Source organism: Priestia sp. FSL H7-0729, from assembly GCF_038005685.1.
In the GTDB taxonomy this organism is placed as follows: domain Bacteria; phylum Bacillota; class Bacilli; order Paenibacillales; family Paenibacillaceae; genus Paenibacillus.
In genome coordinates this window covers 144,059-170,785 of record NZ_JBBOTQ010000002.1, presented here as the reverse complement: position 1 = coordinate 170,785, position 26,727 = coordinate 144,059, and the positions used below count along the sequence as shown (strand labels likewise).

Sequence of the window (26,727 nt, the reverse complement as noted above, 5' to 3'; positions counted from 1 at the left end):
CATTTCAGATCGCTCTATTATCATAGAGGATATTATAACGGAGAAGAGAAGTTTTCGTCATCCCTAACATGCTGACAGAGAGTTACTCAATCATCACTCTGGGAGTCCCTGTATTGTGTTTCCACGCGTTAACTGCTGACTCTGGTCAGCCCAACGAATGTTAATTGAGCGAGATGTGAACAGATCCGGTCCGTCAGATACCTGGAAATGCAGATGAGCTTCACTGGAGTTACCCGAATTACCCAGCTCACCGATGAGGTCTCCCTGCTTGAGTTTATCTCCTTTTTGGACCGTAACACTGCCTTTCTTGATGTGTCCTGTGATGCTGTATTCCCCATTCCCATGGTCGATCACGACATAATTACCCGCTGGCTCCTCCGGATTCATAACACCCGGTACGTTGTCCGGAAGATCATTCTTGATTTCGACGACAGTACCATCGGCAGCTGCATAGAGCGGTTCACCAAAAGCATAGTAGTTTTCATTAACCGCCGCATCCCCGTGATAACTTGAATGATCCTTCATCCGAACAATATCCAGCGCATAGCGCTGTGTCTCATGCTCGTAATGATAGTTGGACAGTACATTATGACCTCCCCAGAATACATACCACTCCCCCTTCATCGGGAATTGAAACTCTGTTTTGGTGAATGTGTTATCCGTGGATTCGTGTGCTTCCAACGGTTGAATAGTTAGACCACCGATCTGATTATCTTCTGTAAAATAAACTCGAAGCCCCTTGGTACCTGTTTCGTCTTGCCATGCATGCTCCCTTAGATGATTCACTTCGGCGTCTACCACTTGCTCCCACGATTTAACGCCCTCAAAAAAATTATCGGCGGAAGTTTTGAACTGTTCAAGTGTTAACGCCTCCTTCAATTCCGGAGAAAACTGACTATAGATTGCATCTTTCGAACCATTCATCAACGTATCGATGAAATTGTCTGGTGTAATAGCCACGCTCGCCTCCGAACTTGAGTTCTGCTCCTGTTTCGAATTCTCGCTCGCTTCATTATTCGACGTCTGTTCGACTGACTGCTGCTCCGCCTGTTCGGATGTAATCTTGTTACTGTTGCCGCAAGCTGACAAAATCACGCAGGCTCCAAGGGCAATCGCAAGCACCTTCCAATTCTTTCTTTGCATCATTTTCAACATCCCTTCTGTTAATGCTAATCGTTATACTTTCCAGTTAAGTGTACAGAATGAGTCTTATCCTTCGTCTAACCCTAACTTACCAGTAGATAAACTCGTCTGGCCCTTTAACGATGCATAATTAAGATTCCGTTAAGATAGCTTGTACGCAATACTGCCCTCTTGGATGGTATGATTAGCAATAAACACGAAGCATCAGGAGGTCATTTTCAAACTATGGATAACGTCTCAATACTGCTTGTGGATGATGAGCAAGCTATCCTGCATATGCTCAAAACCGTTCTCCTCAAAGAACAGTTTCTCGATATTGATACCGTTACAACAGGCGAAGCTGCCATTGAGGCCTGCAACAACAAAACGTACCATTGTATCGTGCTCGACATCATGCTTCCCGGCAAAAGCGGACTGGAAATCTGTCCTTTTCTACGGCAGGTCACCGATGCGCCCATCCTGTTTCTGACGGCCAAAACAACTGACTATGACAAATTAACGGGATTCGCCGTTGGTGGCGACGATTATGTCTCTAAACCCTTTAACCCTCTGGAAGTCGTTGCTCGGATTAAATCCTTACTGAAGCGTTATTTACCTTCAAAAACAGCTGCGATCTCGGATCACATCCCATCCAGCGTAAATACGTCATCTTCCAGTATCCCGGAGGGTGTCTACGATTTTGGACGGTTTCAGGTATGGGAATGGGCTGGTGAACTTCGAGTCGAAGGACAAGCCGTAGCCTGTCCTGCACTTGTATTTCAACTGCTGCTCTTTTTCTGCAAGCATCCCAATCGTATTTTCACCAAATCAGATCTATATGAGCGGGTCTGGGGCTCAGAGGCCATCAGTGATGATAATACCGTGATGGTTCATATTCACCGCATTCGGGAGCGCATTGAAGCCGACCCTTCCAATCCTGTGTTTCTCGTTAACGTCCGAGGTCTGGGATACAAGCTCATTCAGCCGGAACATGTGTCACGCCCATGAGTATTCGTCGCAAATTAATGACCCGGTTTATCGGAATGCTTGCGGGAGCCGTCATTTTGATCATTCTGCTTGGGTCTGTAGCCACTTACTGGGTTGTGCAAAAGGTGAATGAAGTGAATTTGGTGGATGATTTTGCAGTTAACGGTCTGGACCAATTAATTAACACAGCAGAATTCATGCCAGATAATACCATTAAATATGACCCCGAATTGCTAAAGCAAGTGGATAAATATCAAGGCTGGCTCCAGGTGTTGGATGAACAAGGCAACGTAATTGATGATTATCACGCTCCCGCCGATGTTCCTACTCACTATAAGCCGGGGGAATTGATTGCATACTGGGAAAATCAAAAGCCTTTCCCTTATCAGATTGTCATGCTCATTCGGGAGAAGAACGGGAAGAACTTCACTTTGTTGTATGGCGAGAGTAACCCGGCCAAGTCGCTCATGGATAACATTCGTTCGAATCTCACTCTCACCAACGGGAAGTTTGATCTTCAACCGGGCCAACAAGAAGCTCTTCGTGCTGCTAATGCCTATCTTCAAGTATTGGATGAGTCGGGACGCGAGCTCTCCTCCTTTAACAAACCAGCTGTGGGTGTACCAAGCGAATACACCATTCAGGAATTGATTCTGCAGATTCGTTATCCAAGTCGATCAGGCAAATCCATTGCCACATGGTACGATGAGAAGAATGAAACTACCTGGTTGATTAGCATCCCCGGCGATCCAAATGTTACAGGGAATCAGAATCCCTACCGTTTTATTCTGGAGCCGGCATTGGTTGTATTGATTGTGTCCATCATCATTCTGCTCATCTTGCTTGCCTTCTGGTATGCCAACCGTTTCGGCTCGCCCATGCTGCATATGCTCCAATGGTTACAGCGTCTGGAACGAGGACATTACGAGGAACCTACCGGAGCCTTTGGAGTGCCTCGCAGTCAGCGTCGTAACGGTAAGTGGAAGCGAAAATACAACGTGTATGCGGAAGTGCTTCGCTCCATGCAGGCCCTGTCTCACACCTTGAAGCAAGATGAAGAACTCCGCAAACAGACCGATTCCCTACGGGAGGAATGGATCGCTGGCATAACACATGATCTGAAGACGCCTCTATCCTCCATCCAGGGTTATGCTCATATGCTTGAGGCGGATAAGTATAGCTGGAGCACGGAGGAAGTCAGGGAATTCGCTGGCATCATGCTCGATAAATCCATGTATATGGACAGGCTTGTCAACGATCTTGCCATGACCTACCGATTGCGTAGTGGCGGATATCAACCTGTGGTGGAAGAGACTGACGTAAATACGTTACTTCGTGATCTGATCCAGCGTGCTGAACGAAACCCGGCATATGGGAAAGGTCGCATCCTATTCCAACCTTCTGAAGTACCTGTATATGGACTCGTCCATATTCCATCGTTCGAACGAATTGTGGATAATCTGACTGCTAATGCCCTTCTTCATAACCCGCCCGAGTCCATCCTGGTTGTCAGTGTGCATTCTGGTAAACACGCAGATGCATTCAGCATTCAGTTCGCAGATAATGGACGAGGTATGGACGCCGAGACGGTATGGAAGTTATTCGAACGCTACTATCGCGGTACGGATACAGGTACATCGGACGTTGGATCAGGGCTGGGTATGGCCGTAACCAAAGGGTTGATTGAAGCGATGAAAGGGCATATCGAGGTACAGTCCACCCCTGGTGAAGGAACGATCATTCGCTTAATATGGGATGGGCCGTCCGAAACGAATTAAAATGTTCCGCTTGACCTTTCCATTTTCAGTCTATATAATCGACACTCAATAACACCTGTTCCAATATATTGATAATGAACACAACACATTTCAGGATCATCTGATGAGTTGATCTAACATATTTGGCGATGACCAGAGACATGATTTCGTTTGCGTGCTGCCCAGAGAGAGAGGGGATTGGTGAAACCTTCTTCAGCGAACGGACCGGAATTACCCCTCTGCAGCCGTGACCTCGAACCTCAGCATATCGGACCTCCTCGATGTTCGGCTTGTTGCCAGTAGAGTTCACCGCCTGATCCTCGATAGCGGATTCCAATGAGGGTTATGATGTTTTCAGTTCCGGCGGCTGGCCGAGAGCAGGGTGCACCATAACCAAATTAGGGTGGAACCACGAGCCAAGCGCACTCGTCCCTTTTCCGGGACGGGTGTTTTTTGCGCTTTCATTTGATGAAATGGAGAGTGGTTCACATGAGCAAACAAGAAAACAGTAACTCAGCAAGCAACAAATCAGGTAACGAAATAAACAACCAAGCAAATGATCTTCAACAATCCAGTCATTCCATTGAGGTCCGTCTGCAAGGTGGCGCGGTACGTTCTTACGAAGCAGGCATCACTGTAGGGGCGGTCGCCTCATCCATCAGCACAAGTCTTGGAAAACAGGCCATTGGCGGTATTGTAGATGGTCAGAATGTCGATCTTGATTGGGTGCTTGAGCAAAATTGCGAACTCGTCATCGTTACTTTGGATAGCGCGGAAGGTCTGTATCGTTATCGTCACAGCGCAGCACATGTGCTGGCACAGGCGCTCAAACGCATCTACGGTGCGGAACAAGTGAAACTGGGCATTGGACCCGTAATCGAAGACGGTTTTTATTACGATGTTGATCTGGAGCATGCCTTGTCCATCAGTGATTTGGCTGCCATCGAGCGGGAAATGAACAAGATCATTCAGGAGAATCATAAAATCAGTCGGCGGGTCGTTAGCCAGGAGGAAGCCCTCCGCATCTTTGGAGAAATCCAGGACCCGTACAAGCTTGAACTTATTCGGGATTTGCCAGAGGACGCCGAGCTTTCGATCTATGATCAAGGAGAGTTCTTCGATCTGTGTCGCGGTCCCCATCTTCCATCCACTGGTCGGATCAAAGCGTTTAAGCTGTTGAATGTGGCTGGTGCGTACTGGCGGGGTAACTCGGATAATAAGATGCTACAACGTATCTACGGCACTGCTTTCCCGAACAAAGCCCAGCTGGACGAACATCTGCACATGCTCGAAGAAGCGAAAAAACGGGATCACCGTAAACTCGGTAAAGAGCTTGAACTATTCATGTTCTCCGAAGAAGCGCCCGGCATGCCCTTCTATTTGCCTAAAGGCATGACTGTTCGTACTGAACTGGAACAATTCTCGCGTGAAATGCAATTACAGGAAGGTTATCAGGAAGTTCGGACTCCACTCATGATGAACAACCGGCTGTGGGAGCAATCCGGCCATTGGGAGCATTACAAGGACAACATGTATTTCTCGGAAGTAGACGATTCCACTTTCGCATTGAAACCAATGAACTGTCCCGGACATATGCTGATCTTCAAAAATACACTTCATTCCTATCGCGAATTGCCGATTCGCATGATGGAATTCGGTCAGGTGCACCGTCATGAATTCTCTGGTGCCCTGAACGGCATGATGCGCGTGCGGACATTCTGCCAGGATGATGCGCATCTCTACGTCATGCCAGAGCAGATCGAGGACGAGATTAATCAGGCGATCTCGCTGATCGGACGTATGTACGACATCTTTGGATTCGAATATAAGATTGAGTTGTCCACTCGACCGGAAGATTCCATGGGATCGGAAGAACTGTGGGATCAAGCGGAGCGTGCATTGCAAAATGTACTGGATCGCCGGGGCGTGGAGTATCGCATTAACGAAGGCGACGGTGCCTTTTATGGACCGAAAATTGACTTTCATATCCTCGATGCGCTGAAGCGCAGCTGGCAGTGCGGAACAATCCAGCTTGATTTTCAAATGCCGGAGAAGTTCGACCTCACTTACATTGGCGAGGATAGCCTGAAACACCGTCCGGTCGTGATTCATCGTGCCATCTACGGTTCCATTGATCGTTTCTTCGGCATTCTGACTGAGCACTATGCAGGAGCGTTCCCACTCTGGCTTGCACCTGTGCAAGTGAAGCTGCTGCCTGTATCCGATCATTACGCAGATTATGCGCTCCAAGTACAGAGCCAGCTCCGGGCTGCGGGCATTCGGGTCGAAACAGATCTGCGAAGTGAGAAACTTGGATACAAAATCCGTGAAGCCCAGATGGAAAAAGTGCCTTATTCACTCGTGCTTGGTGAGAATGAGAAAAATGCCTCATCCGCCTCTGTCCGTGCACACGGTCAGGGAGATCAAGGCATTCAACGTATTGAAGCTGTTATTGAAATGATCCAGCAAGCTGTAAAGGCAAAAGTATAAAAAGATGGAACGACTCTATTCATGGGTCACTCATCAGCATGTGCTGCATTACAACTTCTCGTCAGGTTTTAGCTCAACTTGTTCTTCGCTCCACGTCCAGAAACGCTCAGCTGAAGCATCATCAACAGCATGTGCCTTCAGCTGCTGCTCTTTCTGTTGATAGAAGTAACGGCCAGTGATGCCGACAACTTCAGGGCTTGTCGCCAGATAGATAGCCGTTCGCGCCCCTTCTTCAGGAGACAGAAAGAACGGCAGCTTGCCTGCAAACGCCATAATACGTGTGCCGAATCCGGTATTGCGATCTACGCCAATGCTCGTGCCCACCGCACCAGGGTGTAGACAGTTCACCGTGACAGATGTCCCTGACAATTTGTGGGCCAGTGCACGAGTGAACAACACGTTAGCCAATTTGGATTGGGCATAGCTTTTGATTGGGTTATAACCTTTGTGCAGATGTGGATCTTCAAAGTGGATTTTGCCGGCCTTATATGCACCTGACGAAACGTTCACAATCCGGCCCTGCTTCGCAGCTTTCAGAGGTTCGATCAAAAGTAAGGTCAGCAGGAAATGCCCCAGATGGTTAATCCCGATACTCTGTTCGAACCCATCTGAGGTTTCCTTTCGTTTGACCATCACCACCCCCGCATTATTAACCAGAACGTCAAGGCGATCATGACGCTCGCGGAATGTGCGGGCAAACTGGCGTATACTTTCGAGTGAACCGAGGTCACATAACATCAATTCAATCGCAGAAGATCCGGACTGACGCACCGCCTCCCGAAGAGCATCCTGTCCGCGCTTCTCACTGCGGCATGCCATAATTACGCGATATCCTTGCCTTGCAAGTTCAATGGTGGTTGCCAAACCCATCCCTGAGTTGGCCCCTGTTACAATTGCTGTCTGAATGGACATGAGGTACTTCCCTTCTGAACCAAAGGTTCCGAAATTAGAGGCGCGACGACGGACAATATGAGATAATGATAGGATCACATCTCGGTTTCCATGGGAGGACAAGTATGCTGACCAAAGAGGACTTTAAAAAAATTAAAAAACAAGCCAAACTTGAAATCGCACAACTCGAACAGGAATATCAGGAGATCTTGCAAAACGTTGATTCAACGCTGTATGAAAAATACGGTATTTTGGACAAAGAAGAAACGCGTGAGCTTACCCGAAAACGCAAAAACCGAAGATATGCTTCACTGGTCATCGAACTATGCGCCATCATTGAACAAATGTTACATCAACTGTACAAGCACGTATATCAGAAAAAGTTTAATTCGACCCAGCTGATGAAAACTCCTGCCTACCGTGCGCGCTCCAACATGGAGATAATCCAAGCCGAACTGAGTAAAGAGTTTATCGCTCTGAAATCCGAGAAAGAACACTTCGCTGAAGCCCTTAGCCTGGTGTTTCAGATGAGGAACAAACTTGTTCATGATAACTTCTCGTTTGTCTCCATCGTTAAGGATGGCAGTAATGAGGAAGAAACGTTCGAAGCATTACTCCATACGGTCAAAAAATATAGAAAACACTTACAATATAATCGCCCTGAATAACAACAATCATCGCTAAAAAAGAAAAGGAGGTGTACCGGACTACGGTCCGGATAACCATGAGCCAACCAACCACTTCGATTACTGTGCTAAATCTCCAGATTCCCACACCTTCCGGGAATAGCCCCATATTCCCCGTCATGCTTCGTGATGAAGATGGGGTTACCTTGGTGGATACCGGCATGATTGGACAATTTGCTGAACTTCAATCCGCATTGGAACAAGAGGGCGTACAGCTCTCGGACGTTAAACGGGTGATTATTACTCATCAGGACATCGATCATATCGGTAACTTGGGTGCTCTTTTGGATGCCATCCCTGATCTGGAAATCTGGGCACATGCCGATGAAATTCCGTATCTAACCGGTGAGAAGCCTTTGATCAAGTTCACGCCTGAACGTCGTGCTCTGCTGCCTGCGCCCGTTTTGGCACTGGCAGACCAACTGCTTATGCAGCTGCCGGAAGTGAACATCAGCAGAACTTTGGCAGACGGAGACCTTTTACCTCTGCAAGGAGGCACACAAGTCATTCATACACCAGGACATACCCCAGGTCATATCTGCTTGTATTTCGGAGAGCAGCAGTTCCTGCTCGCTGCCGATGAACTTCGTGTGGTTGATGATGAGCTGGTTGGCCCTGCACCACCCGCGACACCGGACATGCCTGAAGCACTCCGAAGCCTGAAGAAACTAACAGACCTTAAACTCGATAAGGTTCTCTGTTATCACGGCGGTGAGTATACGAATGATCCGGCCCAGCGTATTGCCACACTTGCGGAGAGCGCAGAATAAGTAAAGAACGCGGAGCTGTGAAAGTTTTAGTGACGATAACGGATCCTTTTAAATCTTGTAGATTGGTGTGACACAACTACGTTGTACCATCTTCAGGATTATGATGACACATCTATTACAATCAAGGAGCTGTCCCGTAAATCATGAATTTGACGGGACAGCTCCTTTTAATTAATTCACCGATCATCTACTATTGCACAGGTGCTAACCGTATGAGCAGCTCCTGTTGTGCACGGAATGTGTGCGGTGTCTTATATGGAACTACGGCATGTACACAGCACCCTGTAACGAATCTCAGACACGCTATACGCAGTATTTTGAGCATTGAGATTTTCTAACGAACTCCAGACACCTTATTTACTCATTTCGTTGGTTTTCAGCAGGTTTCGGGTGAATTTTGGCAATATAACGTGGCTGAGGTTCGTTACATTCTAAGAACGCCATTAAACCTCTATTTAAGGTGTGTCAGGTTCGTTAGAGTAAATTAACTCTCCGGAGTAAGTACAATCAGCTTGTCATCCCCATCACGTGGCGATCCTCGTCCATCCCGATTGTTCGTAAGCACGTACAACTTTCCATCCTCGCCAGCACTCACATTGCGAATCCGGCCCCATTCATCTTCAAAGATGGGTTCCACCTTCTCCACCTGTGTACCGTCTTCCGAAAGAGTAATCTTCAGCAACTGCTCTCCACGCAGATTCGCGGCAATCAGTGATCCGGCCCACGGTCCTTCCTCAACATAAGCTACACCGGACGGCGCCCATGTATCGTTTCCACTATGTGCGAGCGGAGCCTGATACGCCCCATTGTCATCGTCGTCTCCCTCCACCTCAGGCCAGCCATAATTCTCACCAGCTACAATCCGGTTAATCTCATCATGATTACGCTGACCATGCTCAGTGGCATAGAGATAACCGTTGTCCGGGTTCCATGCGAGCCCCTGTGCGTTGCGGTGTCCCATACTGTACACAGGCGAATTCGGCCATGGATTGTCTGCAGGGATCGACCCGTCAAGACCTATCCGCAATATTTTACCCCCAAGGCTATCTTCGTTCTGTGAAAGTTCCGGTTCATAGCGCTCACCTGTTGTTATATAGAGCAATTGGTCCGGGCCGATCTTGATCCGCCCACCGTTATGATTCGTTCCGCCAGGAATGTTACCAAGCAGTTCTTTGTCTATGACCGCTTTCCCGTCATTCACCTTGAGGCGTAACACTCGATTGGCAATGTCGTCATCTTCCAGATAGGAGTGATACGCATACAAGTAACCGTTCTCCTCAAAGTCCGGATCAGCTGCAAGACCCAACAGCCCTCCTTCACCTTCTTCATTAAACGGAGCTGAGAATTCAATCAGTGGTTCAGGCGCCAGTTTTCCATCCTCAATAATTCGAATTGCACCAGGGCGTTCCGTTACAAACATCCGACCATCAGGCACACTTACAATCTCCCATGGCGCATTCAATCCTTCAACCAGAACGGAAGCCTGATACGGAATAACCGCATCTCCCTGCGCTCCACTGTCGTTTTCATTTGCACCGATATTACCTCCGTTGGCAGTCTGTCCTTGACCCGTTCCCTGCCCTTGAGACGACTGCTCTGTTCCTCCCGTAGAGGGTTCGCCTGAAGAACATGACGCTGTTAACAGTGCCACACTTAATAATGAAGCATATAGAGGAACGGTTACCCGATTATTCATGATGACATCTCCCTTCGCATATCGTTCTTTGGTATATAATAACTAAGCCAAGCTTCAACGTAATTGTTAATGTGTTGTTCTCTGTAGTTGTGACGCTATCACATGTATAGCGGTTTCGCCCTGTATTACCCTTCAAACCAGCCACTCAAACCGAGAATGTAAGGGATTCCGAGGACATGAAATCACTGCAGTTTGGAATTCCATCATATTCTTTTATAATAGAAAGATAGTATGAATGGAAAGGTGGACAACTACACTTATGAATCAAAACCCTTTATCTCGTCTTGAAGCCGATCTGTCCGGGCAAGGATTGGACGCCATGCTGATCACAGATCCGAAACATATCTACTATTTAACTGGATTTGCGAGCAATCCGCATGAACGCTTCCTTGGTCTGGTTCTCGCACGCGGCGAAGAGCCCCTGCTGATTGTACCCGCACTGGACGCTGAAGCAGCCGCAGCCGCTTCCTCGGTCTCCAACATTGCGACTCACACGGATACGGATAATCCGTATGCTTTGTTTGATCGTTATCAAGGGCGCTTGGGCCGGGTCGGTCTCGAAAAAGAATACGTGACGGTCGCACGTTATGAGCAGCTTACTGCCGCTCTTGGTGCTGCTAGCTTTGAAGATGTAGGCCCGTTGCTTCGCACATTACGTGTGAAAAAAACTCCGGATGAGGTAGCCCGCATTCGCCACGCCATTCACCTGATCGAAGAAACATTGCGTCAAGGCCTCTCTCATGTTCGCACAGGCGTAACCGAGATTGAACTTGTTGCCGAGATGGAATATCAGATGAAAAAACTGGGTGCCGATGGCCCTTCCTTTGATACCATGGTACTCACCGGACCCAAAACAGGTCTGCCACACGGTACACCGGGTGAACGGAGCTTGCAACATGGTGACCTGTTGATGTTTGATATGGGTGTGTATGCTGGCGGATATGCCTCGGATATCACGCGTACATTCGCCTTTGGTGACATCTCACCTGAACTCAAAACCATCTATAACACGGTACTCGCAGCCAACGAAGCGGCTATCCAAATCGTAAAACCAGGCATCACCTGCGCTGAAGTGGATCGTGCAGCACGCCAAGTCACGGAAGAAGCCGGATACGGCGAACGTTTTATGCATAGAGTAGGTCATGGACTGGGTATTGACGTACATGAGTATCCTTCTCTCCATGGAGAGAATATGGACATCCTTAATGAAGGTACCGTATTCACGATTGAACCGGGCATCTATACCGCAGCAGGCGGCGTTCGTATCGAGGATGATGTCATCGTGACCGAGACAGGTGTCGAAGTTCTGACAACATATCCAAAAGAACTGCAAATCCTTACCGACTAGTCCAATTGTGAACTCAAAAATCCCGCAAATCCATGATATCATGGGTTGCGGGATTTTAATTCATACGAAGCATATCCTACGTGTCTTATTCCTGCTCACTCATGTACCATTAGCCAAACTCATGCGTGATATCCTGCCAGGATTCCAGCTGTGGTAGCTGTTGCTTCCCCCAATAATCCAGAAACCATTGAATAATCGCAGTCGGATCTGTTGTCTTGTAGCCGTAATGCCGGAAACCATCCTCACCTTCCTGCAAACGAATCTCCACCACCATGTGCCCTGGTTCCTCAAGCGCAGCAGCCTGCAAATACATACTTCCCTCCACCAGCTCCGAAGGTACAAGTACTACGTATTCCTGCAATTCCAGATTGGTAATCAAATCCACTAATAACGAGGCATTAATGCTATCATTCTCGTAGGTTGTGCCATTGCTTTCCAGTGTATAACGCAGTGTAGAGTACATATGCGATTCCCCTTTGGTTGAAATCATCGTGCTAATGATACATGCTCATAAACGACAGGTCGTTTATATTATAACTTTTTCATAATAATGTAAAAAGAGTTTTTCTTGTTTCGGGTAAATGTGTTTTCTATAAAAAAATCCCCTTGCAGAGTCCGAATTACAAGCGACTGCGCAAAGGGTGATTTTAAGTGATCCTCTTGAATATTATCTAAGCTTCATCCTTGAACTTAAAGCTGCGTGCAGCATACAGGAACGGTGTTCCAACCGCAGTTAATACAAATTTGATAATATACGTCGTCAGGAAGATTTCCAGCCAAACGTCCCAAGGATAGATGAACGCAAACGCAATCGTGCAGAACACCAGTGTATCCACGAATGAACTAATGATCGAACTGCCGTTGGTACGAATCCACAACTGATTGCGTCCTGGGGCCACCTTGCGCAGCCAGGAGTATAATCGTACATCCAGGAACTGACTGATGAAGTACGCTGTCAGACTTCCGAGAGCCAGACGTGGCAGCAGACCGAATAATGTTTTCATCGAATCCTGTGCAAAGTCCGTCGGTGCCGGCTCAAAGAACAACACCATCTGCATCAACACCGTCGTCATGATCAACGTAAAGAATCCGAACCATACGGCTTTGCGTGCCTCACCTGGTCCGTATTTCTCATTGAGCAGATCACTGGTCAGGTACATGCTGACATACATCGTGTTGCCTAACGTCAGTACGATTCCCATGATATCTATCGTTTTGGTCACCTGAATGTTGGCTATAACCGTAGCCACACCAATCCAGGCATAGAGACCTTTTTTACCGAACAAGCGGTAACACAACAGGAAAAATCCATAAGTTACGAGAACGAAAACCGCTCCCCACCCTAAGTTAAACATAAATACATACACTGCCTTCCTAGTTTTGATTACGCGGGATGGTTACGAACCGCGGTTTGGCTCAGGGCCAAAACATGAATACTCTATCACATTTCTCGTCCCATGAACAGAACTAAATAACTCCAAGCGCGCCTGAGTAACTACGATCCTCCTATATTCCTCCCGTATCCCTCTCGACCATACGACTGTTATTGGAGCTCCTTCCGTTGCACCGTGTATCGAAAAAGAAGACTGCTTCACCACTTGTGCACAGCATAGTTTGATTGCCGAAAAAAAACGCCCTCCGGATTCCTCCGAAGGACGACTTTTATCACCTGGATTGCAGACGGCTCTGACTATCTTAATACGAGTCCTCTATCTAATCCATTCTGTATTAAGCCTGAACAGCTGAATCCAGCTCACGACTCTGATCATTGAATGTGTCATGATCATTTTCTTTCAAAATTTTGCTGGTGACAAGTCCAGAAGTCATGGACCCGTTCACGTTAAGCGCTGTACGACCCATGTCGATCAGCGGCTCCACGGAAATGAGTAGTCCAACCAGGGCCACAGGCAGATTCATGGTGGACAATACGATCAGGGAAGCGAAGGTTGCCCCGCCGCCAACGCCAGCCACACCAAACGAACTGATCATGACTACAAGGATCAACGTCACAATGAAGTCCCAGCTCAGCGGGTCGATGCCGACCGTCGGAGCAATCATCACCGCCAGCATGGCCGGATAGATCCCGGCGCAGCCGTTTTGCCCAATTGTAGCACCAAAGCTTGCAGACAAGTTGGCAATACCGTCGGATACTCCCAGTTTCTTCGTCTGTGTCTCCACATTCAGCGGGATCGCTGCTGCACTTGAACGGGATGTAAAGGCAAATACCAGTGTTGGCAGAACCTTTTTCACATACGTAATCGGGTTAAACCCGGACAGTGAAATAATGATCAAGTGAATGATAAACATGATCGCCAGTGCGATATAAGAAGCAATTACGAATTTGATGAGCTTTAATATCTCTTCCGCATTGGTTGTCGCCGTTACCTTTGTAATCAGTGCTAGAATCCCGTAAGGCGTAAGCCTCAGCACCAGCGTAACAATTCGCATAACCACCGCATATACCGCATTAACCATACCGCGGAACGTCTCCGCCTGCTGTGGTTTTTTGCGATCCAGTCCAAGCACGGCTACACCGATGAACGCGGAGAAGATAACCACCGCCAGTGTGGATGTACGACGTTCTCCTGTCATATCTGCAAATGGATTCGAAGGAATAAATTCCAGCACTTGCTGCGGGATAGTCTGATCCTTCACATCAACAAGCCGTTCCTCCACCTTCTGGATCTGCGCATTCTCCCGGTCTCCTCCTTGAATCTCAATGGAAGTCAGGTTAAAGCCAAGGCTCGTTACAATGCTGACCCCTGCGGCAATCGCTGTGGTGATCAACAGAATGGCAATAATGGAAACACTCATCTTGCCGAGATTTTGCTTACCTTTCAGATTCATAATGGCTGAGATGATTGATACCATGATCAATGGAATCACGACCATTTGCAACAAACGAACATATCCTGAACCGACCAGATTGAACCAATCGACTGATTTCGTAACTACATCAGAACCTGATGTGTACACCAATTGAAGAATAACCCCGTACACAACCCCCAGTCCAAGACCCGCAAATACGCGTTTCGTAAAGGAGATATGCTTTTTCTGCATCCAGTAGAGGATGCCAAGTAAAGCAAGCATAACCACTACATTCAATATGGTTAGAAAAGTATCCATTTCTTTAAATCCTCCTCAGGCATGTGTGTAACCGGAACATATCCGATTTTCTCTTCTATTTCTTGCACTTCCAACAAGACATTTTACAATATAACATATATCAAACTATTCTGGTAGGTATTAATTGATATTATGTAATATGCATGTAACAGATTCATCTATTTCTGAAAAAAATACACCAAATCGTGAAAATTGTTCTATTCAACCTCCGGTTAATTTTGTAATATAGGTATATCCGCTTATTCCCAAGTTTTCTCAACCTATAATTTAGGTCTTTCTTCATTGGTAGATAGGTCTTATGAGTACGGAAAAGCGACAATGTTAATGAACTTGACGTGAAAGGATGATCATATGTTTCGTAATCGCACCGTTGCCGGTAAAATCAGAGGCACCTTGTTCCTCGTTCTGCTGGTTGCTTCCCTGTTGTTCAGTATTAGTTTCTATGCCGTGTCGATGAATATTATTCAAAGTTACGTGCTTCCGCAGTTTGACAAAGTCCTAAACACGTCCATTCAGGATATATACAAGAATACTTCTGCCTCCAAAATCCTGCAGGTACAGAGTGGCGGAGCCGGTTCTGAAGGTGCTGCCATGACCGTCGAATCGTATCTGGCAGATAAAGCAAAAGAACATAATCTGGATGCAGCTTACGTTGTCGCTATCCAAGACGGCTCAGCTCAAGTTGTGGTGGCCAACTCTTCCTCAGGAATGAAAGCCCAAGACGAGATTAGTGTAGAACCAACAATGAATGAAGCTATCGAGAGCAAAGAGATGGTAATCAGCGAAGTCTATTCCGATTCCTTCGGTGTACATAAGGCGGCATTCATTCCAATTGCAGGTAGTAATATGATTATGGCTGTAAGCATGGACGCCCAATTCATTCAGGATAAGATTACCCAGATTTTCTGGCTATGCCTTGGGATTACAGCCTTAGTCTTCGTGCTCGGCTGGCTTATCTCCACTAGTATGATCAAAAGAGTAACCAAACCGATCATCAAGCTTGTCCAACATAGTAAACAAATATCCCAAGGTGACCTGACCGCTGAACTCCAGATCAAAGGCAAAGATGAAATTGCCCAGCTTGCCGCAAGCTTCCAGACGATGACGCATAACCTGAAAGAAATGATCAGCCGTGCCTTGTCCACGTCCAATGAAGTGGTGTCAGGCTCTAATGACTTGCTTCAGCGAGTTGAATCCATGTCCGGTATGGTTCGAAACTCCAGCCGCTCCGCAGAAGATGCAGAAAAAGGAAGCATCAGCATTGCGTCAAGCGCCTCCGAGAACGCCAGAGCTATGGAAGAAATTACACAGGGCATCATGCATATTGCTTCCTCTTCTGCCGAAGTATCCGAGCAGATTGGTGATGCAGCCAACGAAGCAGTTAACGGTAACCGACTGGCTCAGAACGCCGTTGAACAGATGGAACGTGTAGGCCAGACAGCAAGTGAATCGCTGCGCTATGTGGAGACCATGAATGAACGTTCGGTAGCCATCGGCACCATTGTTGCTTCCATTTTCGAAATCACCAAACAGATTAACATGCTGTCACTTAACGCTTCCATCGAAGCAGCACGTGCCGGAGAACATGGCCGCGGATTCGCTGTCGTTGCCGGAGAAGTTCGCAAACTTGCCGAGCAATCCAAGACAGCCACAGAGGAGATCTCGGATTATCTGGGCACCATTCGTGAAGATGCTGAACGTTCCGTTGATGCCATGAACCGTGTAACCCAAGAGATTGGTTCAGGTACAACTGTTGTTCAACAAGCCGGCTCAGCCTTCAAGCAACTGAATGAATTGATCCAGAACGTCAACCTGACCATTCAGACCGTCTCTGCTTCGACACAACAAGTATCCGCTGGTGCAGAAGAAGTGAGTGCGTCCGTGGAAGAAACGGCACAGATCACATCCAAATCCCGTGAGAGCATGTTACAGATTGCTTCAACAGCAGATCTTCAGCTTAGCGAGATGGATTCACATTCGAATACGGTTCGTCATCTGCATGAACAAGCTGTAGAGCTGCAATCTGCTATGAAGAAATTCAAAATAAACTAACAGGTAAACCATTAACCCATCATCAACGAGTTTAAACCTCATTTAATCATAGGATATACAATACCCCCATGTCGCTAACATTCCGTTTCTAGAAGAACGGTTTGTCGGACATGGGGGTGTTTTGTGTAACAGATGTTAATCATCGCTTGAGCTATACTAATCATGTTCAATTACGGATATACCTGATGTTTTCACGCTTATATCCGGGTGTGCCTCTGTTCTCTTGCTCACTCCGGTGCCCGAACACCCATAATCTCGTATACACGCCGCATATCCAATGCCGAACGCAAGGATTCGGCTACCCGATCGAACTCCATCTCTTTACGTTCATGCGCACTGTATGTCTCCTGAAGCGGAGCAAGTCCTTTTCCTTTACGCAAACCATTCAGCCACGAGCGTCGGAATTGATCACTTTCAAATAACCCATGCAGATAGGTTCCCCACACGCTACCATCCGCTGAGCCCCAGCCCTCTAGGAAAGGTTGACCACCTGGATGTGAGATTTCAAACAACGCGGTGACACGTTCAGGCTCGTGGCACTCCGTAACACCCATATGAATCTCATAACCGTTAACAGGTAATGAAGCGTCAGCTACATCTTGCTCACTATACAGACGAACAGGGTGATTAGGTTGCACCCGTCCGGAAGCTCTGACGGTCTGCTTGTTCTGAAGAAACGTTGTCGATAGCGGGAGCCAGCCAAGTCCCTTCGCTTCCTGGATTTGATTCGCCTCCACAGCAAACGGGTCCTTCAGATGACGTCCCAGCATCTGGTATCCGCCACATATGCCTACGAGCTGAACATGCTCACGCTCGGTCTGGCTGGCAATCGCTTGCTCCAACCCTGACTCTCGCAGAAACGCCAGATCACCTATCGTATCCTTCGTACCCGGCAGAAGAATGGCATCCGGATTACCCAATTCCTCTGGCGAGGTCACGTAACGCACATTCACATCCGGTTCACGGGAAAGTGCATCAAAGTCTGTAAAGTTGGAAATTCGCGGGTATCGGATCACCACCAGATCCAGCTCGGTTTTGCCGGATTTACCATGACGCATGGAGTCCAGCACCACCGAATCCTCTGCTTCAATCTGAATATCTATTATGTAAGGCAATACACCTAATACTGGTATACCTGTCCGTTCTTCAAGCCAGTCGAGTCCCGGCTGCAACAGGGACAGATCGCCGCGGAACTTGTTGATAATGAAGCCTTTGACACGCGCCACCTCATGGGGTTCCAGCAACTCCAGCGTACCTACAATGGAAGCGAACACCCCGCCCCGATCAATATCAGAGATCAGAATTACCGGTGCATCGGCCCAGCCTGCCAGATTCATATTGACGATATCCCGATCCTTCAGATTGATCTCCGCAGGACTACCCGCTCCTTCCATCAGCACAATATCATAGGTATCCCGTAGCCGGTTCAACGCATCCATAACCGTCTGTTTTGCTTCAGGCAGGAAATGCTGACGGTAGTCCGAAGCACTCATCTGGGCAAAAGGTACACCGTGTACCACGATCTGCGAATGCATGTCCCGCACCGGCTTGATCAGGATCGGGTTCATGTCGGTTGTCGCCTCAATACCGCAGGCTTCGGCCTGTGCCCCCTGGGCCCGACCAATCTCCTTGCCATCTTCCGTCACATAGGAATTTAGTGCCATATTCTGTGACTTGAACGGAGCAGGCATGAAGCCATCCTGTTTAAAAATTCGGCACAATGCCGTTGTAATCACACTTTTACCTACATCAGAAGCCGTTCCTTGCAGCATGAGTACTGCCGCTGTTTGCTGTACAAGCTTACCCTCCACGATCTCTCCCCCTGTCTGCGTGTTATATCCAGTTCACCTTGCTCCCTATCTCATGCGTAACGCTCACCATACTGCTTCACACTTCAAAAGTTAAAGCCAGAACAGTCCTTGTAGCACGCTCAGCACAGTCAACAAAGCCGCCTCCAGCAGCTCATTCATGGCACCATACGTATCCCCGGTTAAACCGCCGAGCCGCTCACTGATTCGGGCAGCCACGAAACGGCCGATGTAATAACACGCCACAGGCAGAATAATAACGGCCGTCAACGGGTATAGCCACCATGGCAGTGTTCCCAGACCACTCAGCATCGCATCTGCAATTCCCATATCCGACTTGAAAAGCCACACCGCGGCAAACGTAACTGCCCCTGCGATCAAGGTCAGCCCCACAGCTGAGCTGCGTGCTCGCTGGACTTCCTTCCGCTCACCGAGATCTTTGAACAATACCGCAAGTCCATCATCTCCGCGCGCATTCGGCCAGGCCGACATCGCATACACCATGAACCAGCGACTCCAGATCATGGGCAGGATCAGCAGTGCACCGTACACCCAGTGGCCCCGGGCAATAAAGTCGGCGATCAGCGCAGCCTTCATCATAAGTAGCAGCACACAGGCAATGACTCCCATGGCGCCCACACGACTGTCTTTCATAATCTCCAGCATCCGTTCACGGGTACGGTAACTGAGCAAGCCATCTGCCGTATCCATCCATCCGTCAAGATGAAGGCCACCAGTGAGCCATACCCATAACGTCAAGGTCAGGACAGCAGCGGGAAAGGCGGGAAGCACTGCACCGCTTAAGGCTCCGGCGAGCCAGACACACAGACCGATTGCAGCACCGACCAGCGGATAAAAGACCACACTTTCCCGCAGCAGCGGCGGGACAAAATCGATTTGCATTTTGACAGGGAAACGGGACAAAAATTGAAAAGCGGCTGCCGCCGCATGTTTGCGTTGAGGAGCAGGCGTGCCATCCTTCATAAGCGATACTCCTTGCTTTTCAGTTCAGTCGCAATGCCTACGGTCACCAGAAACACTTCACCACATATCGCCGCAATGCGCTGATTCAGTACACCGGCCAGATCCCGATATTTTCTGCCAAGGGCATACTCCGGTACGATCCCGTCCCCCACTTCATTCGTAACCAGAACAAGTAAACCTGGATAGTCCCGAATCGCTTCAACCAGCGCGTCCAAATGTCCCTGTAACACATGCTTCTCGTCATGCTCATGTGCTAACAAAACATTCGTCAGCCACAGTGTCAGGCAATCCACCAGAATGGTGGGTGCAGAAGTCCCTGTATGCCCTTCACCCATGCGGCTTATCAAAGCAGGCAGATGTATCGGCTCTTCCATCGTATGCCACAGATACCCTGATGCCTCGCGCTGATGCTGATGCATGGCGATACGCTCACGCATTTCATCATCGTACGCCTGGGCTGTCGCCACATACCAAGCCTCCGAGGAACGCTGCATGCAGAGACGTTCGGCAAAGGAGCTCTTGCCACTGCGTGCCCCGCCCGTCACCAGTACACTCATCGGGAACCCTCTCTTTGCACGGCTGAGTCATCCGACGCAGCGGAGTCCGAAGCAGGGCTTGTCCCGTCTGAGACACCCGCGCTTGCAAAGGTCGCCATCTCGTTCAGAATAAGACATGCTGCGTCAATCAGATGAAGACTGAGCACACCACCTGTGCCTTCACCCAGACGCATGTCCAGATCCAGCATCGATTTCAGGTCCAGTTCACGCAGCAGCGCTCCATGTCCATTTTCATGTGAAGTATGGGAAGCGATCATATAAGCTGTGCTCAGCGGTGCAAGTTGTCTTGCAACCAGCGCTGCTGCGGTAGAGATGAACCCGTCTACAACAACCGGGCAATGATGAGCAGCTGCTGCGAGGATAACCCCCGTGAGTCCGGCAATCTCCAGTCCGCCCACCTTGCACAGAACATCCAGTGCATCTTCCGGGTTCGGAGTGTTCACGCTAAGCGCCCGGCTGACTACAGCAGCCTTGCGCTGCAAGCCTGCATCATCAATACCGGTACCTCTCCCCACGGCGGCGGCAGGGGCAACTCCGGTTAGTGCGCTCATTACCGCAGCACTTGCGGTGGTGTTGCCAATTCCCATTTCTCCGGTGACAAACAACTGTGTTCCCTTCGCCACCTCTGCCGATACCACTTCGGCTCCTGCAAGGATCGCCCGAACCGCCTCATCCCGGGTCATCGCTGCCCCTCGGGCCATGTTGGCCGTGCCTTTGCGAATTTTACGGGAGAGTAGGCCCGGATGTTCAAGATCGGCATTCACCCCGATATCCACACAGATCACATCAGCACCTGCGTGACGTGCAAGCACATTCACGGCTGCGCCCCCAGCGAGGAAATTCAGGACCATCTGCGGAGTCACTTCAGCAGGAAAAGCACTGATGCCTTCTTCCACTACGCCGTGATCTGCGGCCATGACAATGACCGCCCTGTGATCAAAACGCGGACGTACATTGCCCGTCATGCCTGCCAGGCGAATTACCAGCTCTTCCAATTTGCCCAGACTCCCCGGCGGCTTCGTCAACGAATCCACGTGAGCAGAGGTTTCTGCCGCCACTTCCTGGTCAGGAGCAGTAATTTTACTTATTAAATGCTCCAACACCTGTTCATTATTCATACAACCAGCACTTCCTTCATCAAAATATGGGTTGCCCCGCTTCCTTTAATCGTTGTCCCGCCGCAGCAGCAGTTGAGGTATGGCATGGTCGGGATGAGAGACAATCGCGGGTTTGACGCGAAATATATCCTGAATATTCTCATCGTTGATCAACGTATGAGGCGTGCCCTTTCCAACCGCCATCCCCTCACGCAGCGCCAGAATGTGATCGCAAAATAATGCGGCCAGATTCAGATCATGCAGCACAGCTACAATCGTAATGTTCGTTCTCTGTCGCCATGCCGATAACAATTCCATGAATTGCAATTGATATTTAATATCCAGAAACGTAGTCGGCTCGTCCAGCAACAGCAACCTTGGTTCCTGAGCCATGACTTTGGCTAGTGCGACCCGCTGTCGTTGTCCACCGCTGAGTGCATCCAGCGGTCTGTCCGCGAGCTCTGTTAATCCCAGGTCTTCAAGCACCCTGTCCACCACAAGTGCCCCATCACCCGCTTCCCGCCCCAGCCAGTTCTGGTACGGATATCGCCCCATCTCCACCACGTCTCGTACAGGATAAGAGATGGGTGGCAAGCCGTCCTGCTGCAATACAGCGATCATGCGTGACAAGTCCTTACGGCTATATGAGCCGATGTCTCGACCATCGATACGGATCTGACCTTCGCTTAACTGTTCTGTTCCGGCAATAAGCTGGATCAGAGTGGACTTGCCGCTGCCGTTTGGACCGACAACTCCCCACCAGTCACCCTCGCCAACATGCCAGTCTACACTACGCAATGCCTGGTGATTACCATATAACTTTCCTGCTCCCTTGATGGAGATAAGAGAAGTCGAAGTCGAGTTGGAACGGGTACTGGAATTCATGGCATCATCCCCCTCTGCAACTTTTTGTTCCGGTGCAGCAGGTAAGCAAAGAACGGCGCACCAACAAAGGCGGTGACCACCCCGAGCGGAATTTCAGTGGGCGCCAGCAACGACCTGGCGATGGTATCGGCCCACACCATAAAGATCGCTCCACCAATGGCAGATAAAGGTACCAACAGTCGGTAATCCGGCCCCACCAGCAGCCGCAACATATGCGGAATCACCAATCCAACGAATCCGATGACACCCGATACCGAGACAGCCCCAGCGGTCAGCAGTGTGCCGACTGCCAGCACGGACAGCTTAAGCCTGTCCACTCCGATCCCAATATGTGCCGCTTGACGTTCTCCCAGTGCAAGCACATTCAACGACCGTGCGCGGCTCCAGAGAAAGATTAAACCCAGCAGAAAATACGGGAAAAGGATGGCCGTATACGACCACCCGCGTAATGCCAGACTTCCCATCGTCCAGTATATAATTTCATTAATCGTCTGTTTCGACATGGTCGACAGGAAGGAAACCACTGCGCCCAGGAAACTTTGCATGACCACACCAGCCAGAATAAGGCTGTGTGTTGGTATTTTACGCCCTTCACGAGCCAGTGCCATCACAAACCATAACGTGATTACACCCGTCAAAAACGCAATCAAAGGTAACGTCCAGATTCCGATCAGTGCATACTGCAATCCGAAGAAAATCAGGAAAGCAGCCCCCACCGACGCACCGGATGATACACCAAGTGTAAACGGATCGGCCAGTGGATTACGCAGCACACCCTGGAAGCCCGCACCCGCAATGGCCAGTGAAGCACCCACGAGCACAGCAAGCAGTACGCGCGGAAAACGGACTTTCCAGATAATCTGTTCGGCTGCCTTATTCCAATCCGGTGTAATCCAGTCGCCCACCCAGGGAATTTTGTGAATCAGGATACCTGCAATATCCCGGATCGGCAAAGCTACTGAACCAATGCCCGTGCAGATGAGCACGGTGAGCACCAGCAGCACCATGCCCGTCGTTCCGAACAGGATCAGCTTTTTACTCATTGGAACAAGTCAGGGTAGATCGCTTTGGCTACTTCTTTCAACCCTTGAGTTACCCGTGGACCCGGACGGCTCAGCAGGTTGGCATCCAGGCCAATAACCGCGTCATTTTTCACAGCCGTAATTTGATCCCAGCCGCTACGCGCCTTGATGATTTGATCCAGTGTTTTGGAGTTCTCATCAATCACATCGTTGGCGTACAAGATTACATCGGGGTTAGAGGCAATCACGTTTTCTTCATTAATTTCATACCAACCCTCTTTGTCCGAAGCAATATTGCTACCACCGGCTACAGTAATAAGTTCATCCATGAATTCGCCTTTACCTACAGTCCAGCCTGGGGAGAATTCAACGTATACGTTTTTCTTCTCTTCTGGTTTAACGGCCTTCACCGCTTCGGTTACATCCGTCACGTCCTGTTTCATCTGAGTGATGATTTCTTGTGCTTTTTCCTGATGATCGGTGATTTTACCGAAGGTTTCGATATTGTTCATCACATCGTCGATAGATTTAGGATCCGTTTTGAAAATGGTAATACCCAGTTCGCGCAGCTTCTTCACCGCATCCTCGCTCATCGAGATACCTGTGAAGACAATATCGGCTTCAGCGGCAATGATGGACTCTTCATTCGGCTTGGTGATGCCGCCCATTTTAGCTTTGGTTGCTGCTGCTTCCGGATAGTCGTCATAGTCGGATACACCAACAATTTGATCGTCCAATCCAAGAGCAAACAGGGATTCCGTCTCAGCCGGAGACACGGATACAATTTTGGCTGGCGCCTTTTCAAAAGTAAACGATTCACCCGTCGCATCCGTAACGGTCAGTGGATATTGTGTTTTGAGGTCCGTCTGCGCCTGGCCTTGGGACTGCTCCTGTGCTGGTTGCTGTGAAGTACCTGTGCCCTCGTTCGTTGTTGCATTGCCACATCCGGCCAAAGCCAGTGCGAGTGCCGCTGCACTAAGCAGGGATGCTACGCTTTTCCAATTTTTGAAATTCATTCTGTTATTCTCCCCTTCTCTATCTGTACTATTTTCTTGCATTGTGCCAAACTTTTACTTCCATGCCTTGGTGTTCCTGTACAAGTTAAACCCATCAATTTTACACAAATCCACTCCGATTGCAGTACCATCTTCCGATCGCTGTTATCCCCAGATTTTTTTGATTCCCTTTTCGAAAGGGAAACTCCGGGGATAAGCGTATGCTTCCGATGTAGCTTTCTTGTAGAAAGCTTTAAGCGAACACTCCGTTTCTTCAGATCGGTTCTGCACTCTTCGTTAACGTGTATAAGTTCGGTTTTTTTACATGAACAATAAAAAAATCCCCAATCCATACGTCCAGGATCAGGGATGACGTCTCGCATATGGCAATCTGTACATGTTCAACCAAGGGTTGTCCATGCGCATAGAATAGCCCGAAACGCTGTCCTTTCCTCGAAGGAACACCGGTTTGTACGTCCAGGGCAGGTAACCTGACTTACAGGAATCATCCTGTTTTACAGTGGCGGGACCGTGCCGGATTTGCACCGGCTTCCCCATTTCACCCTTGTGTGTTTCACGACTCGTACTAATAATCTGCCATGAACACAGCCTTCACACGCGGGACCCTTGGTCGCTGATATGGTAAATCATTGCGGTGTAATTTCTGCATGTTGCATACTCGTTCAGGCTTCACTGCCTGCAGCGTATCTGTATCCATGCTGACGTCACACTTCTGTTGTGATTATAGGGTATATTGTACATCCTTACAACCCGATCGGCGGAAAAGTCACTATGCTGCCAAACCATTGATTCCCCTGTCGATCAAGCTGAACCTGAATCGCCTGTCCCGGTACGACATGTGTATCCCAGAACCCAAGCCCGGCAATCAGACGGGACAAGGCATACCGGATGACACCACCATGCGTAACCACAACTATGGTTGGCACTTGCCCCTCATAAAAATGAATCGCAGGCCGCCTCTCCAACAACACCTCTTGGAGAAATGAATCCAACCGTCCGGTAAACTCCTGCCACGATTCACCCTCGGGCGGAGTGACCTTCTGCGGCGCATCAATCCAGCTTCGGTACACAGGGTTATCCTTGAGCTGATCATACGTCAGCCCTTCCCACTCTCCAAAATCATTCTCGCGCAGACGCGAGTCGAACTTCACCTGTCCGATGGCATCAGGAAGAATCTGTTCCAGCGTCTGCCGACAGCGAAGAAGATCACTGCAATATACCTCGTTCCACGAAACATCATTCAATTGTTCATGAAGCGGAGCCAGTTCTTCTTTGGCATTTGGCAGCAGACCAATGTCGGTATGCCCCAGGTACCTTTTTTCCGCATTCCACAGCGTTGTCCCGTGACGGACCCACAGAATGTTTCGTTTCATCGAGGCCGATTGATCCGTATGTACTTTATTGCCTGCATTTCCTTCATTTACGGCCATAACAGCGTCCCTCCTGTCAGCCACACACCCAGCGTTATGAACACGCACAGTACAACAAAAGCCCCTGCCGACCAGAACATCAGGCGTGATGTTCGCACAATATCCTCGGCTTCCATCGGCCGTGTCGCCTCGCCCATGTAGGCGCGAAACGAAGCGACTCCATGATACACGTTATGTCCGCCAAGCCGGATGCGCAGTGCTCCCGCCACCGCTGATTCGGGAAAACCGCTATTCGGACTTGGATGCAGTCTTGCATCCCGTGCGACCATGCGTGCTGCTCCTTTGGCGTCCAGCTTCATGACCCAGGCACCCACAATTAACAGCATCGCGGTCAGCCGGGCAGGTATCCAGTTCGCCACATCATCCAGACGGGCCGAGGCCCAGCCAAGATGCAGATACTTGTCATTTTTATAACCGACCATGGAATCCAGCGTGTTGACGGCACGATAAGCCATAGCTAGCGGAGCGCCTCCAATAAGCGCATAGAATAACGGGGATACAATGGCATCCACGATATTTTCGGCAACCGTCTCTACCGTTCCCCGCACAACCTCCGGTTCATCCAGATGCGCTGTATCACGTCCAACAATCATGCCCAGTGAACGTCTGGCCGCCGGCCAATCCTGCTGCTTCAGATGACGATACACTTCCATACCTGCATCCTTCAGCCCTTTTGAAGCAATGGTCGTTGCAATGAGCACCACTTCAGCTACCGCTGCAATGACAGGATGAATCAGCCCAAGCACATATACGAGTCCCCACGTGATGGCAAAAGAACCCCCCGCAATCACAATCGGGAACAACAGCCCTGCTCTCTTCAGCCCCGAATCTGTGTTCACACGTGAACGAATGACACGCTCCAACGCCGAGATGCCTTTTCCCATGCCAATCACCGGGTGGGGAATCCAGCGCGGATCTCCGATACATCGGTCCAACAGGTACGCCAGTATAATAATCCAGGCTCCCGCCATGCCTGTCCAGAGTGGCCAAGTCCATAGATGCT

At 49.2% G+C, this 26,727-nt stretch carries 22 protein-coding genes and 1 riboswitch; of the genes, 7 read left to right on the top strand and 15 right to left on the bottom strand.

Features of this window, described 5'->3' with window-relative positions:
- Positions 1-93 precede the first annotated feature (93 nt).
- Positions 94-1,146 (bottom strand): peptidoglycan DD-metalloendopeptidase family protein, encoded by a 1,053-nt coding sequence (locus tag MHH93_RS07050; RefSeq protein WP_500053445.1) that lies wholly within the window; start codon positions 1,144-1,146, stop codon positions 94-96.
- A 222-nt stretch (positions 1,147-1,368) separates the two neighbouring features.
- Here MHH93_RS07050 and MHH93_RS07045 point away from each other — a divergent pair, with 222 nt between their 5' ends.
- The 3 genes from MHH93_RS07045 to thrS all read left to right on the top strand — a co-directional run bounded on the left by MHH93_RS07045 (position 1,369) and on the right by thrS (position 6,356).
- Entirely contained in the window at positions 1,369-2,130 is a 762-nt protein-coding gene (locus MHH93_RS07045; protein ID WP_500053444.1) for a response regulator transcription factor, read from the top strand.
- Positions 2,127-3,887 carry a sensor histidine kinase gene (locus MHH93_RS07040; RefSeq protein ID WP_500053443.1) on the top strand — a complete coding sequence of 587 codons (1,761 nt, stop codon included), beginning with the start codon at positions 2,127-2,129 and terminating at the stop codon, positions 3,885-3,887. The genes MHH93_RS07045 and MHH93_RS07040 overlap by 4 nt, the downstream gene beginning before the upstream one ends.
- A gap of 468 nt (positions 3,888-4,355) precedes the next feature.
- A complete protein-coding gene (gene thrS, locus MHH93_RS07035) occupies positions 4,356-6,356 on the top strand; it encodes a threonine--tRNA ligase (protein ID WP_500053442.1) in 2,001 nt (666 codons plus the stop codon).
- A gap of 48 nt (positions 6,357-6,404) precedes the next feature.
- On the opposite strand, the gene MHH93_RS07030 is transcribed toward thrS, so the two are convergent.
- Positions 6,405-7,268 (bottom strand): SDR family oxidoreductase, encoded by an 864-nt coding sequence (locus tag MHH93_RS07030; protein ID WP_500053441.1) that lies wholly within the window; start codon positions 7,266-7,268, stop codon positions 6,405-6,407.
- Between the two features lie 104 nt (positions 7,269-7,372).
- On the opposite strand from MHH93_RS07030, the gene MHH93_RS07025 reads away from it, so the two are divergent.
- Both MHH93_RS07025 and MHH93_RS07020 read left to right on the top strand, forming a co-directional pair.
- Complete coding sequence (locus MHH93_RS07025) at positions 7,373-7,915, top strand: hypothetical protein (RefSeq protein ID WP_500053440.1); 543 nt, start codon at positions 7,373-7,375, stop codon at positions 7,913-7,915.
- A 56-nt stretch (positions 7,916-7,971) separates the two neighbouring features.
- Positions 7,972-8,703, top strand: a complete 732-nt coding sequence (locus MHH93_RS07020) for an MBL fold metallo-hydrolase (RefSeq protein ID WP_500053439.1) — start codon at positions 7,972-7,974, stop codon at positions 8,701-8,703.
- Between the two features lie 484 nt (positions 8,704-9,187).
- Here MHH93_RS07020 and MHH93_RS07015 read toward each other — a convergent pair whose 3' ends face one another.
- Entirely contained in the window at positions 9,188-10,399 is a 1,212-nt protein-coding gene (locus tag MHH93_RS07015) for a PQQ-dependent sugar dehydrogenase (RefSeq protein ID WP_500053438.1), read from the bottom strand.
- Between the two features lie 259 nt (positions 10,400-10,658).
- On the opposite strand from MHH93_RS07015, the gene MHH93_RS07010 reads away from it, so the two are divergent.
- Positions 10,659-11,747, top strand: coding sequence for a M24 family metallopeptidase (locus MHH93_RS07010; protein WP_500053437.1), 1,089 nt, complete (start codon positions 10,659-10,661; stop codon positions 11,745-11,747).
- Positions 11,748-11,856: 109 nt separating this feature from the next.
- On the opposite strand, the gene MHH93_RS07005 is transcribed toward MHH93_RS07010, so the two are convergent.
- The 3 genes from MHH93_RS07005 to MHH93_RS06995 form a co-directional block, all read right to left on the bottom strand.
- Positions 11,857-12,210 (bottom strand): hypothetical protein, encoded by a 354-nt coding sequence (locus MHH93_RS07005; RefSeq protein WP_500053436.1) that lies wholly within the window; start codon positions 12,208-12,210, stop codon positions 11,857-11,859.
- A 208-nt stretch (positions 12,211-12,418) separates the two neighbouring features.
- A complete protein-coding gene (locus tag MHH93_RS07000; protein ID WP_062833172.1) occupies positions 12,419-13,102 on the bottom strand; it encodes a queuosine precursor transporter in 684 nt (227 codons plus the stop codon).
- A gap of 373 nt (positions 13,103-13,475) precedes the next feature.
- Positions 13,476-14,873, bottom strand: a complete 1,398-nt coding sequence (locus MHH93_RS06995; protein WP_500053435.1) for an L-cystine transporter — start codon at positions 14,871-14,873, stop codon at positions 13,476-13,478.
- A gap of 351 nt (positions 14,874-15,224) precedes the next feature.
- Between MHH93_RS06995 and MHH93_RS06990 the strand changes: the two genes are divergently transcribed.
- The gene (locus MHH93_RS06990; RefSeq protein WP_500053434.1) at positions 15,225-16,925 is read left to right on the top strand and encodes a methyl-accepting chemotaxis protein; all 1,701 of its coding nucleotides are present in this window, start codon (positions 15,225-15,227) and stop codon (positions 16,923-16,925) included.
- Between the two features lie 227 nt (positions 16,926-17,152).
- Here MHH93_RS06990 and MHH93_RS06985 read toward each other — a convergent pair whose 3' ends face one another.
- The 9 genes from MHH93_RS06985 to cbiB all read right to left on the bottom strand — a co-directional run bounded on the left by MHH93_RS06985 (position 17,153) and on the right by cbiB (position 26,695).
- A complete protein-coding gene (locus tag MHH93_RS06985) occupies positions 17,153-18,697 on the bottom strand; it encodes a cobyric acid synthase (RefSeq protein WP_500053760.1) in 1,545 nt (514 codons plus the stop codon).
- Between the two features lie 129 nt (positions 18,698-18,826).
- A complete protein-coding gene (locus MHH93_RS06980) occupies positions 18,827-19,717 on the bottom strand; it encodes an adenosylcobinamide-GDP ribazoletransferase (protein WP_500053433.1) in 891 nt (296 codons plus the stop codon).
- Positions 19,714-20,274, bottom strand: coding sequence for a bifunctional adenosylcobinamide kinase/adenosylcobinamide-phosphate guanylyltransferase (gene cobU, locus MHH93_RS06975; protein ID WP_500053432.1), 561 nt, complete (start codon positions 20,272-20,274; stop codon positions 19,714-19,716). Before cobU ends, MHH93_RS06980 begins: the two co-directional genes overlap by 4 nt.
- A complete protein-coding gene (cobT, locus tag MHH93_RS06970; protein WP_500053431.1) occupies positions 20,271-21,392 on the bottom strand; it encodes a nicotinate-nucleotide--dimethylbenzimidazole phosphoribosyltransferase in 1,122 nt (373 codons plus the stop codon). The genes cobU and cobT overlap by 4 nt, the downstream gene beginning before the upstream one ends.
- Before the next feature lie 45 nt (positions 21,393-21,437).
- Positions 21,438-22,256: an ABC transporter ATP-binding protein gene (locus tag MHH93_RS06965; RefSeq protein ID WP_500053430.1), complete on the bottom strand. Its 819-nt coding sequence runs from the start codon at positions 22,254-22,256 to the stop codon at positions 21,438-21,440.
- On the bottom strand, positions 22,253-23,299 hold the full coding sequence (locus MHH93_RS06960; RefSeq protein ID WP_339303523.1) for a FecCD family ABC transporter permease: 1,047 nt from the start codon (positions 23,297-23,299) through the stop codon (positions 22,253-22,255). Before MHH93_RS06960 ends, MHH93_RS06965 begins: the two co-directional genes overlap by 4 nt.
- Positions 23,296-24,294 carry an ABC transporter substrate-binding protein gene (locus MHH93_RS06955; RefSeq protein ID WP_500053429.1) on the bottom strand — a complete coding sequence of 333 codons (999 nt, stop codon included), beginning with the start codon at positions 24,292-24,294 and terminating at the stop codon, positions 23,296-23,298. The genes MHH93_RS06960 and MHH93_RS06955 overlap by 4 nt, the downstream gene beginning before the upstream one ends.
- A gap of 443 nt (positions 24,295-24,737) precedes the next feature.
- A riboswitch (cobalamin riboswitch) is annotated at positions 24,738-24,868 on the bottom strand.
- A 169-nt stretch (positions 24,869-25,037) separates the two neighbouring features.
- Positions 25,038-25,724 carry a histidine phosphatase family protein gene (locus MHH93_RS06950; protein WP_500053428.1) on the bottom strand — a complete coding sequence of 229 codons (687 nt, stop codon included), beginning with the start codon at positions 25,722-25,724 and terminating at the stop codon, positions 25,038-25,040.
- Positions 25,715-26,695: an adenosylcobinamide-phosphate synthase CbiB gene (gene cbiB / locus MHH93_RS06945; RefSeq protein ID WP_500053759.1), complete on the bottom strand. Its 981-nt coding sequence runs from the start codon at positions 26,693-26,695 to the stop codon at positions 25,715-25,717. The genes MHH93_RS06950 and cbiB overlap by 10 nt, the downstream gene beginning before the upstream one ends.
- Positions 26,696-26,727 lie beyond the last annotated feature (32 nt).